General features: G+C 72.8%; 7 protein-coding genes and 1 pseudogene. 1 reads left to right on the top strand and 7 read right to left on the bottom strand.

Features of this window, described 5'->3' with window-relative positions; genetic code table 11:
• The 4 genes and pseudogenes from B0E53_RS11185 to B0E53_RS11170 all read right to left on the bottom strand — a co-directional run.
• Positions 1-201, bottom strand: a pseudogene (locus B0E53_RS11185) (phosphoesterase PA-phosphatase); the annotation flags it as partial.
• Positions 202-254: 53 nt separating this feature from the next.
• Positions 255-896, bottom strand: coding sequence for a lysoplasmalogenase (locus B0E53_RS11180; RefSeq protein WP_107075986.1), 642 nt, complete (start codon positions 894-896; stop codon positions 255-257).
• On the bottom strand, positions 893-1,720 hold the full coding sequence (locus B0E53_RS11175) for a sterol desaturase family protein (RefSeq protein ID WP_107075985.1): 828 nt from the start codon (positions 1,718-1,720) through the stop codon (positions 893-895). Before B0E53_RS11175 ends, B0E53_RS11180 begins: the two co-directional genes overlap by 4 nt.
• A complete protein-coding gene (locus B0E53_RS11170; protein ID WP_107075984.1) occupies positions 1,717-2,448 on the bottom strand; it encodes a GntR family transcriptional regulator in 732 nt (243 codons plus the stop codon). The genes B0E53_RS11175 and B0E53_RS11170 overlap by 4 nt, the downstream gene beginning before the upstream one ends.
• A gap of 135 nt (positions 2,449-2,583) precedes the next feature.
• On the opposite strand from B0E53_RS11170, the gene htpG reads away from it, so the two are divergent.
• A complete protein-coding gene (htpG, locus tag B0E53_RS11165; RefSeq protein ID WP_107075983.1) occupies positions 2,584-4,476 on the top strand; it encodes a molecular chaperone HtpG in 1,893 nt (630 codons plus the stop codon).
• A 98-nt stretch (positions 4,477-4,574) separates the two neighbouring features.
• Here htpG and B0E53_RS11160 read toward each other — a convergent pair whose 3' ends face one another.
• The 3 genes from B0E53_RS11160 to B0E53_RS11150 all read right to left on the bottom strand — a co-directional run bounded on the left by B0E53_RS11160 (position 4,575) and on the right by B0E53_RS11150 (position 7,421).
• The gene (locus B0E53_RS11160; protein WP_107075982.1) at positions 4,575-5,273 is read right to left on the bottom strand and encodes an SDR family oxidoreductase; all 699 of its coding nucleotides are present in this window, start codon (positions 5,271-5,273) and stop codon (positions 4,575-4,577) included.
• A gap of 34 nt (positions 5,274-5,307) precedes the next feature.
• Positions 5,308-5,778, bottom strand: coding sequence for a helix-turn-helix domain-containing protein (locus B0E53_RS11155; protein ID WP_107075981.1), 471 nt, complete (start codon positions 5,776-5,778; stop codon positions 5,308-5,310).
• A gap of 74 nt (positions 5,779-5,852) precedes the next feature.
• Entirely contained in the window at positions 5,853-7,421 is a 1,569-nt protein-coding gene (locus tag B0E53_RS11150) for an LLM class flavin-dependent oxidoreductase (RefSeq protein WP_107075980.1), read from the bottom strand.
• Positions 7,422-7,465: the final 44 nt, after the last annotated feature.

Raw genomic sequence — 7,465 nt, 5'->3', positions numbered from 1 at the left:
GCTGTTGACCTGGAGCGGGCCGGTGATCACCCCGATCGTCGCCGCGGTGATGTCGTACCACTCGATCACGGTGTCCACCCCGGACCCGCGGGCGGCGGCGACGCCCGCGAGGCCGGGCGTGGCGAGGGCGGCCGCGCCGGCGCCCGCGCCGATCAGCAGGGTCCGGCGGCTGGGCCGGGGGTACGGACGCGCGGAGGGCATGCGAGCTCCTGAGGTGCGGCGGGGAAGGGCCGCGCCAGCATAACCGAGTTAACCTACCTGATCAATAGGAATTGACGGGTCCCGGCCGGCCGCCCCGTCGCGGCGGCGGCCCAGCCCGTGGTGATCAGCAGGAGGGCCGCCGCGTAGGTGGCCATGACCAGCAGGTCCCGGCCCGCGAAGTCGTCGCCCGCCGCGCCCACGCCGATCAGCAGGTCGGAGACGAGGAAGAGCGCCCCGCCGGCCGCCGTGCGCCGGGACACCCCGGCCGCGGCGGCGGCCATCAGGGACAGCGCCAGGCTGTAGCCGAGCACCGGCAGCCGCAGCGCACCCAGCGAACCCCAGAGCAGCGCGTTCGCGCCGGCCCAGGCGAGCAGGTAGCCGACCATCGCCGCCACCGGCGGCCGGCGGTGGCGCAGGAAGGCGGTGAGGAAGGCGACCTGGGTGACCAGGAAGCACCCCATGCCGGCGAGGAACGCGGCCTGTCCCGGCACGAGCAGGGCCACGTCCCCGGCGGTGGCGGCGACCAGGCCCACCGCAACCGGGTCGACCCGGCGTCGCCGGTCCCACAGGTACGCCAGCAGCAGCGGCGCCAGCAGCGGCTTGGCGAGCCACTGCGTCGGCGTCGAGTCGAGCGCGACCCCGACCAGTTCGACCAGGGCGACGACCCCGAACAGGGCCAGCCAGGGGCGCCTCACCGGGCCGGCTGCCAGCCGGGCCGGCCGAAGAGGTAACCGAGCCGGTGCCGCCATGACGCGGCGTGCCGGACGTCGGACCAGATCGCGGCGAACTCGTGGGTGGCCACCCGCAGCGGGTTGTAGGTCTGGATGTTCTTGGTCAGCCCGTACCGGGCCGGGGCCCGCTCGGGTTCGAAGGAGCCGAAGAGCCGGTCCCAGACGATGAGGATGCCGCCGTAGTTGCGGTCCAGGTACTCGGCGTTCGAGCCGTGGTGCACCCGGTGGTGCGACGGGGTGTTGAAGATGAGCTCGATGGGCCGCGCCAGCACGCCGACCCGCTCGGTGTGCAGGAAGAACTGGTAGAGCAGGCTGATCGACTGCTGCAGGAAGATCATCCACGGCGGGACGCCGAGCAGCGCCAGGGGCAGCCAGAACGGCAGTGAGGTCATCGGCGTCCAGCTCTGCCGCAGCGCGGTGGAGAGGTTGTAGTAGACGCTGGAGTGGTGCACGACGTGGCTGGCCCAGAGCACCCGGACCTCGTGGTGCAGCCGGTGGAACCAGTAGTAGGCGAGGTCGTCGGCGAAGAAGACGATCACCCAGGTCCACCAGTGGCCGGGGGAGAGGTGCACCGGCGCGACCGTCCACAGCGCGGCGTAGATGCCGACGGTGAGCAGCTTCCAGGGGAAGCCGATGATCTGGCTGCCCAGCCCCATGGAGAGGCTGGTGGTGGTGTCGCGCAGCTCGTAGCCGCGTTCGGAGTCGTCGGGGAGGAACCGGTAGGAGACCGCCTCGATGATGATCAGGAGCAGGAACGCCGGGACGGCGTAGAGCACGGCGGGGATCACGCTCGGGCTTCCCTTCTGGCGGCGGGGGGGGTGGTGGGGGTGGTGACCGGGGCGGTCAGCAGCGCCCGGGCGTGCCGGGCGGCTGCCGTACCCTGGCCGGCCGCGATCACGGCGGCGAGCCGGCGGTGGCCGGCGACGTCGAGCAGCTCGGCGGCCCGGGCGTCCGGGGGGACGTCGCCCACGGCGAAGGTGCCGGCCACCAGGCTGTTGAACGCCAGCAGGTAGGCGGTGTTGCCGCTGCCCCGGACGATCAGCCACCAGATCGCGATGTTGGCCTCGTTCATCCGGTCCAGGTCGGGGGCGAGCGCGCCGTACTCCTCGGCCGCCCGGACCAGCTCGGCGGTGACCTCCGGGTCGCCGCGCTCCGCGCAGAGCCGGGCCGCGTCGATCCCGACGCAGGCCCGCATCTCCAGCATGTCGCGGACCAGCGTCTCGACCGGGAGTACGTCACCCGAGCGGGCCAGCGACAGCGCCAGGTCCAGCCCGGCGTGCACCCGCCAGTCGAGCACCCGGGTGGCGCCGCCCTGGCTGACCCGGACCAGGCCGAGCTGCTGGAGCCGCCGCAGGGCCTCCCGGACCGCGTGCCGGTTGACCGCGAACGCGGCGGCCAGCTCCCGCTCGCCGGGCAACGTCTCCTCCGGCCGGTAGCGACCGCTGACGATGGCGTCGCGGAGCTGGCCGAAGACGTGGTCGGAGACCGAGGTGCGGGGGACCGGGGCGAAGGCCATGGGCAGCAGTGTGGCCCCGCACACATCAACCCGTCAACTGGTTGGACCAGAGTCGACCGACCACCCTCCGGTGGCGGCGCGCGCACGCCTCGTATCCTTTCCGCCGGAAGGCCCGCGAAGTGGAAGGGAGTCGGTGTGAGCGACCGGGTAGAGACGTTGGAGTTCCAGGCCGAGGCCCGTCAGCTGCTCCAGCTGATGGTGCACTCGATCTACTCGAACAAGGATGTCTTCCTGCGCGAACTGATCTCGAACGCCTCCGACGCGCTGGACAAGCTGCGCCTGGAGTCGCTGGTCGACAAGGACCTCCAGGTCGACACCGCCGACCTGCATATCGAGATCGAGGTCGACAAGGACGCCCGCACGCTGACCGTGCGGGACAACGGGATCGGCATGTCCCGCGACGAGGTGGTCGGCCTGATCGGCACGATCGCCAAGTCCGGCACCGCCGAGCTGCTGCGCACGCTGCGCGAGACGAAGGACGCGGCCGCCTCGCAGGAGCTGATCGGCCAGTTCGGCGTCGGGTTCTACGCCACCTTCATGGTCGCCGACAAGGTGACCCTGCTGACCCGCCGCGCCGGCCAGGCCGGCGGCACCCGCTGGGAGTCCACCGGCGAGGGCACCTACTCCATCGAGGCGGTCGACACCGCGCCGCAGGGCACCTCGGTCACCCTGCACCTCAAGCCGGCCGACGACGAGGACAACCTGCACGACTACACGGCCGAGTGGACCATCCGCGAGATCGTCAAGCGCTACTCCGACTTCATCGCCTGGCCGATCCGGATGACCGTGGAGAAGCCGGGCGAGGACGGCGCCACCACCCGCGAGGAGCAGACGCTCAACTCGATGAAGGCGCTCTGGGCGCGCGCCAGGGACGAGGTCGACGAGGCCGAGTACAAGGAGTTCTACCGGCACGTCGCGCACGACTGGGCCGACCCGCTCGAGACCATCCACATGCGGGGCGAGGGCACCTTCGAGTACGAGGCGCTGCTCTTCCTGCCCTCGCACGCCCCGCTCGACCTGTTCTCCCCGCAGGGCCGCAAGGGCGTGCAGCTCTACGTCAAGCGCGTGTTCATCATGGACGACTGCGACGCGCTGATGCCCAACTACCTGCGCTTCGTCAAGGGCGTGGTGGACGCGCACGACCTGTCGCTGAACATCTCCCGGGAGATCCTCCAGCAGGACCGGCAGATCCGCGCCGTGCGCCGCCGCCTGGTCAAGAAGGTCCTGGCCACCCTCAAGGAGCTCTCCGCCGAGTCGTACCGCACCTTCTGGGGCGAGTTCGGCGCGGTGGTCAAGGAGGGGCTGCTGGAGGACCCGGACAACACCGAGGCCCTGCTGGACCTGGTCCGCGCCGCCAGCACCCACGACCCGGTCGAGCTGACCACGCTGCGCGGCTACGTCGAGCGGATGAAGGACGGCCAGACCGAGATCTACTACGCCACCGGCGAGAACCGGGCCACCATCGAGAACTCTCCGCACCTGGAGGCGTTCCGCGCCAAGGGCTACGAGGTGCTCATCCTCACCGACCCGGTCGACGAGGTGTGGGTCGAGCGCGTCGGCGCGTACGACGGGAAGACCCTGCGTTCGGTCGCCAAGGGCCAGGTCGACCTGGAGACCGAGGAGGAGAAGGAGCAGGCCGAGGCCGAGCGGCAGGAGTACGCCGACCTGCTCACCTGGATGACCGGCGCGCTGGCCGACAGTGTCAAGGAGGTTCGGCTCTCCACCCGGCTCACCACGTCGCCGGCCTGCGTGGTCAGTGACGCGCACGACATGACGCCCACGCTGGAGAAGATGTACCGGGCCATGGGGCAGGAGGTGCCCCGGGTCAAGCGGATCCTGGAGCTCAACCCGACCCACCCCCTCGTCACCGGGCTGCGCAAGGCGCACGAGCAGGGCGGCGACAGCGCCGCGCTGACCGAGACCGCCGAGCTGCTCCACGGTATGGCGTTGCTCGCCGAGGGCGGCGAGCTGGCCGACCCGGCCCGGTTCACCCGGATCCTCGCCGACCGGCTAGCCCGGAGCCTGTAGGCCGGGCGGCCCGCCGGCCCGGGCGTCGCTGCCCGGGCCGGCGGGCCCTCAGTGGCCCACCGGTCGCGTCAGGTGCGGCTCGATGGGGCGGCCGCGGATCACGGCAGGCTGGGGTAGAGGGCGGCGACGCCGCCGGAGAGGCCGGCGAGGACCTGGCGGGAGGTCTCGTCGGCGACGATCTCGTACCGGTCGGCCTCGATGCCGTCGACGGCGAGCCGGGCGATCTCCGCGGGGTCGGACTTCGGCGCGGACACCTCGGCGGTCATGTCGGTGTCCATGTAGCCGACGTGCAGGCCGGCGACGCGGACGCCCCGTTCGGCGAGCTGCGCGCGGAGCGCGTTGGTCATCGACCACTCCGCCGCCTTCGCCGCGCCGTACGCCCCCACCTGCGGGAACGTGAGCCAGGACAGGGCGGAGAGGATGTTCAGGACGGTGCCGCCGCCGTTGGCCGCGATCCGGGGCGCGAAGGCCCGTACCACCGCCAGCGTGCCGAGGTAGTGGGTCTCCAGCTCCAGCCGGATCTCCGCCAGGTCACCGTCGAGCAGGTCGGCGCCGGTGCTCACGCCGGCGTTGTTGACCAGCAGGGTCACGTCGCCGGCCAGCTCGGCGGCGGCCGCCACCGACGCGGGGTCGGTGATGTCCAGCCGCACCGGGGTGACGCCCGGCAGGTCGACCGTGTCCGGGTTGCGCGCGCCGGCGTACACGGTGGCGCCCCGGGCCAGCAGCTCGGCGGCCAGGTGCCGGCCGAAGCCGCGGTTGGCCCCGGTGACCAGGGCGCTGCGTCCAGCGATCTTCATGTCGTTGCTCCTGAGGGTGGTGAAGGGTGTGTGGTCACGACGGCCGCAGGCCCGGCCCGGGCAGCAGGTCCACCTGGTCGGCCGGCACGTCGTGGCCGGCCGCGCAGCGCAGCGCCACGTGCACCGCCGCGCCGCAGTCGTGGTGGGCCAGCCGGACCGACGGCGCCTCGACGGCGTACGCGTCGCCCCACTCGCGCAGCGCGGCGAGCACCGGCAGCAGGTCGCGCCCCTTGGCGGTGAGGACGTACTCGTCGCGGGTGCGCTGCCCGGGCTCCCGGTAGGGCCGCCGGTCGAGCAGCCCGTCGGCGACGAGTTGCTTGAGCCGGGCGGCGGCCACCGGCTCGCTCACGCCGACGCGGCGGGCGAAGTCGTCGAAGCGTCGGGTGCCGAACGAGGCCTCGCGCAGCAGGAGCAGCGTGGTGCGGTTGCCGACCACCTCGAGCGCGCCGGCGATCGAGCAGTTGGCGGTGGACCAGGAGTCGCGCTGCGCGAGGAAGTCCGTCATGGGCCCGACGCTACCGGGCTGACTTAGGAAACCCAAAGCCAGCTATCTCACGCCGCGCGCGGGAATATCCGCCGTCAGAGCTGGCCGGCGAAGAAGCCGTGCCGGGCGAGCGGCTCGACGATCTCCCGCTCCTCGTACGACAGGTGCGACAGCAGGGTGTCGGTGAGCAGGTCCACCGCCGCCTGGAGCTCGGTGAAGTCGCCCGGCTGCCGGATCAGGTCCACCAGCGCCCGGTCCACGCTCTCCACCACCCCGTGGATCACCACGTGCTCCTCCTCCAGGCGGTCCAGGACCGCCGCCAGCCCGGTGTCGGCGCGGCGCAGGTGCGGGAAGATCGAGTTGTCCTCCAGGCCGTGGTGCTGCGTCACCGCCGTGCAGTACGCCGCGCAGTAGGCCCCGAGCGTCCAGTTGTTCTGCCGCATGGTCATCTCGTTCAGCACCGCCCGGGCGGCGTCCGGGGCGACGGCCCCGCGCTTGACCTGTTCGAGCAGGTCGCGCACCTGGCCGAGCTCCTGGCGCAGGTGGTCGTGCACGTCGACCAGGTGCTGCCCGACGGCCTGCCCCCGGGCGGTGTAGACGTGCCCGGCCGGCGGTGGCGGCGCCGCCGGCCGGGTGGACTCGTCCCAGAGCCGGCGCGCGCTCAGCCGTACCCCCGGATCGGGGGTGGGGGAGACCGCGAGCGTGGCCGATCCGCCGGCCTCGACGGCGGCCTGCTGCTCCTCGACGGCGCGGGCACCGCTGCCCGGGGTCGTGCGTTCGGCGGCGACCAGCTCGCGGACCGCGGGCGCCACCTCCTGGGCGAAGAGCTGGATGGCGCGCGGCTCGTCGCTGCCGAGGATGAACGTGGCGATGCCGTGGTCCAGGGCGAGCCCGGCCAGCTCCTCCACCCACTGCTCGGGCGGCCCCGCGAGAAACCCGGCGGACGACCGGTCGAAGGTGCCGCTGACGTTGAGCAGGCGCCGCACCGCGCCGGGGTCCCGTCCGGCGGCCTCGGCGCCCTCGTCGACCAGGGCGTTCAGCGCCGGCAGCTCCGCCGGCCCCTTCGGCAGGTACGCCAGCGACGGCAGCCAGCCGTCCGCCGCGCGCCCGACCAGCCGCAGCATCCGCGGCTTGTACGCGCCCACCCAGACCCGCACCGGGTGCGCCGGCGCCGGCCCGCGTTTCGCGCCGACCACCCGGTAGTGCTCGCCCTCCACGCGGATCATGCCGCGCCGCCCGGTGTCCCAGACCTCGCGGATCACCCGGATCGCCTCGTCGAGGGCGTCCACGGCCGCGCCGGGGGAGAGCCGCCGCCCGCCGACCGCCTCGATGGCCTCCCAGAAGGCGCCGGCACCGAGGCCCAGCTCGACCCGGCCGCCGGTGAGCAGGTCCAGGCTGGCCAGGCTGCGGGCGAGCACCACCGGCTGTCGCAGCGGCAGGTTGAGCACGTTCCCGGCCAGCGTGATGCGACTGGTGGCCGCGGCCACGAAGGACATCAGCGTCCAGGTGTCCAGGAACCCCGGCTGGTAGGGGTGGTCCTGGAAGGTGACCAGGTCCAGGCCGACCTGCTCGCAGAGCTTGGCCCGGGCCACCACCTGCTCCGGCCGTCCCGCGGTGGGCGTGAGGAAGCCGCCGAAGGCCAGCTCGTGTCCGTGGTCGCTCATACCTCGCCGCCTCTAGCCGATCTTGCGTGAACCCTGCCACGGTA

Origin of the sequence: Micromonospora sp. MH33 (genome assembly GCF_003013775.1) — a bacterium.
In the GTDB taxonomy this organism is placed as follows: Bacteria; Actinomycetota; Actinomycetes; order Mycobacteriales; family Micromonosporaceae; genus Micromonospora; species Micromonospora fulviviridis.
This window is presented reverse-complemented; position numbering and strand designations above follow the sequence as displayed.